We start from the raw sequence: 3314 nt of genomic DNA, 5'->3' as shown, positions 1-3314 counted from the left end.
TGGATGGCTGAACCGCTTCAGGCGGCTGGCACGCGACTATGAGCGCCTGCCTGAAACCCTGGCGGGCCTGCACTTCGTCGTTTTTGCCATGCTCATGCTCGTCCATGCTGTGCCCATTATCCAAAGTGCCTAACACGCTCTAGATAAGGGGCCGGCCCACTTCGCTTATCGAGACCTTGACCCCGTCGATATCTCCCCGTACATCCTTTACGCGCCGACCGAGAAAGATCTTCTGGAAAAAATCAAGGTTGCGCGCGAGACGGCCAAGCCGGAAGAACTGCTCCGGAATTTCGACTACTTCATGGTGCATCTGCATCCGGCCCTGAACCCGGCGATGCGATTTCCGCACCTGCAATTGTGGCTTCTTTCGCAGAAAGAGGAGTTGGTCATTTTCATCAAAAAAGCCCTTCGTCCAATCGCTATGGTACGTAGGAATCTGTCGAGAGCGCTTTCAATATTCAGCTAGGCGATCTGCAAATCGCAGACGATGTTCACATGCCGCCCATATGGCTTATCGGCAGACGTGGGCGGTCAAGGCCTACGCGCCTTACGCGTATGTCAGCCATGATCCGACGAATCAAGTGGCGTGGGCGGCCGGCATCTCTATCGGCAGGGGACCGCTCTCATTGACCTACCAGTACCTGCCTGACCGCGCGCCGTGGAACCCGTATCCGGGGATCGTCGAGAAGATGCACTTACTTAAATTGACCGGACGGATCCCGGGGTGATGAGCTTCGCTATACTCCTGCTCAAAATTTGGAGCGGATCCGATGTCTTTCCTTGGCAAACTCAAAAAGCTACTCAGCACCACGCCGACGCCTCACGAAGTCGAGGGATCGTATGCTTATCGGGCAGGCTGACGCGCCTTCGAAACGGAAGACGACTTCAATCCGTACAGGCCCGAAACCGAGGCCTGGAAGGACTGGCAGACTGGGGACAGCGAGCACCGGGCAATGGAGATGTCCTGGTGAACGGTAACGACTCCAGAGCCGACTGTGGAGCCTCGTCACATGGGGATGCCAGGGAGCGCCCAGACCTGCCTTGGGACTTCTGCAACGCATGAAGACTTTCTCCTTCCGGCTGGCCTATGAACCTGAAAAACGGGCGATGAGACTCACACCGTCTTACCGGCTCGGCTTCAATGCCGGCAATGATGGGGATGATCGCCCAAATCCTTACCAGGATCGAACTGAATCGCACCGAAGATGACAGCTTGGCTATGAAGAGGGCGTACGCCACAACATGTCACAATGGCGAGCGTGCTCATCAATGTTGCCGCATCTGGTAGTTAGCCAACCCATTCATCGCCAACCTTGGGACTGGTGTCTATTGTCTGCGGGTTATACTTGCCGGCTCAAAGTCTTCGAACGCAATATCTGCCATGACGAGCAAGCAAACGAGCAATATTGAAGGACAGTGGGCCATCCTCGCAGGGCTACGATTTTTCCTGGCAGCAGTCGTCGTGCTCGGGCACTTCGTCCTGTATGTGCGCCCGGATAGTCATCGAATCTTCGGAAATGGCTACCTGAATCCGCTCAGTGCAGTCTACGGATTCTTCATACTCTCCGGATACAGCATCGCGGCCAGTTTGGCCCGCGAAGGTTCGGGATTTTACCGGCGCCGGTTCGTTCGAATTTGGCCCCTGTATCTTGCGGCAATCGCTTTTGGTCTGGCATCCTACCTTGTTTCGCGAGGTGGATTTGTTTTCCCGATTGGGGATCAGCATGTGCCGCCCCCTACCGCGCTTCAAGTTGTCGCTTCGTTACTGATGCTTCAAACGGTTATCAGCGCTCCCATTCCCGTGGTCGGTCCTATTTGGTCCCTCGCCGGAGAATGGTGGCATTACATGATTGCACCAGTTCTCAACCGCCTTCCAAACAAACTGCTGTTGGCGTGGATCGCAATCTCCTTCGCGTTTTTCATCCACCTGCATGACCCGGCCCCGGGTGTGGCATGCATGGATCATTTCCCTGCCGGGGAGTCCATCATCGGGTTATCGTGGGTTTGGGTCACCGGCTTCCTGTATTACCGTTGGCGTGGAACGCCAATTGGCTTTGCCATTCTCGTCGGCCCCAGCCTGTTCGCGCTCACGATCCAGCATTCGCCCGGTGCGCCGATGTTCATCACCTTGTTCGTTCTGATCCTGTGCGAAGGACGCAAGCTTGCGGACCGGACAATCGCATCGCTAAATTTCCTGGGCGACTGGTCTTATCCCCTATACGTCTTCCATTTTCCTTCCATCCTCGTCGCTCTGGCACTCGGTTCGAATCGCTCGATAATCACCCTGGGCGCAGCGTTTGCGACGTCGTTGATCGCACTTTATGCGGTCGATTATCCGAGTCGAAAATTCTTCAAACACCGCCGCAAGGTAGAAACAGCGCTCTCCGCTTGATGACAAGGCTATTGCGCATGCCATCGATTTCAAAAACGGCCCAACCAGGCGAAAGCCAATGGGCGATCCTCGCGGCGCTCCGGCTTGCCCTGTCTGCGATGGTCGTATTTGGTCATTTCTCGCTGTTTGTCCGGTTCGACCACACCAGGACGTTCGGAGACGGATACCTGAATCCAGGAAGCGCAGTTTACGGTTTCTTCATCCTTTCGGGATTCAGCATCGCTGCAAGCGTTGATCGACAGAAGAAGGGGTTTTATCTGCGTCGTGCCGAGCGGATCTGGCCGCTATACCTCGGTGCAATTGTATTCGGCCTGCTCGTTTCGGCGTTGCTCGTCCCGAACGGATTCACATGGCCGCTAGGCGGTGATGTACCGCGTGCATCGATACTGTCGGTTATGGCTTCGATTCTGATGCTTCAGACCTTCGTCGCATATCCGATTGCAATCGTTGGACCGATCTGGTCGCTTAGCTCGGAGTGGTGGCATTACATGCTCGCGCCGCTTCTCAGAAAATTGCCCAATGTCGCACTCTATACGCTGATTGCCCTTTCATTCATTGCTTTTCTGACCATTGTTCCACCTCCCGGTCGCGGAGTTGATTTTCTACAACATGGTCGAGTCTTTATCGATCTGTCATGGCTCTGGGTAACTGGATTCGCCTATTTTCGATTGCGCAGCACACCCTTGGGATTCGTTGTCCTGGCTTTGCCTTCGACTCTTGCGCTCACATTGGGGCACTTCACGGGTGCGCCACTATTCATCTCAATTTTCGTGCTGCTTCTAGAGCGTGTTAGGCACTTTCGTTCAAACCTGGTAATCTGGCGGAATGCCAGAACGCAAGCCATACCCCACGGACGTTTCGGACGAGGAATGGAGCTTCGCCGCTCCCTATCTGGTCTTGATGAACGAAGACGCGCCGCAGC

The 3314-nt window shown here is 55.1% G+C and carries 2 protein-coding genes and 2 pseudogenes; all 4 read left to right on the top strand.

Translation table 11 applies throughout. The features are described 5' to 3' along the window. A pseudogene (locus CY652_RS23605) lies at nucleotides 1–133 on the top strand (IS5/IS1182 family transposase); the annotation flags it as partial. Between the two features lie 1248 nt (nucleotides 134–1381). Then, complete coding sequence (locus CY652_RS23595) at nucleotides 1382–2392, top strand: acyltransferase family protein (RefSeq protein ID WP_102133115.1); 1011 nt, start codon at nucleotides 1382–1384, stop codon at nucleotides 2390–2392. Then, nucleotides 2392–3102: pseudogene (locus CY652_RS25010) on the top strand (acyltransferase family protein); the annotation flags it as partial. The gene CY652_RS23595 and the pseudogene CY652_RS25010, both read left to right, overlap by 1 nt. A gap of 115 nt (nucleotides 3103–3217) precedes the next feature. After that, on the top strand, nucleotides 3218–3314 hold a 97-nt coding region (locus CY652_RS24630), incomplete at its 3' end, for a transposase (protein ID WP_374703632.1).

The organism is Burkholderia sp. WAC0059, assembly GCF_002870125.1.
In the GTDB taxonomy this organism is placed as follows: domain Bacteria; phylum Pseudomonadota; class Gammaproteobacteria; order Burkholderiales; family Burkholderiaceae; genus Paraburkholderia.
The sequence above is the reverse complement of the archived record's forward strand: the minus strand, read 5'-3'. Positions and strand labels throughout refer to the sequence as shown.

What these genes read in the sequence shown, in the direction of transcription:
- CY652_RS23595 (WP_102133115.1), top strand. Translation starts at nt 1,382, where the DNA reads ATGACGAGCAAGCAAACGAGCAATATTGAAGGACAGTGGGCCATCCTC.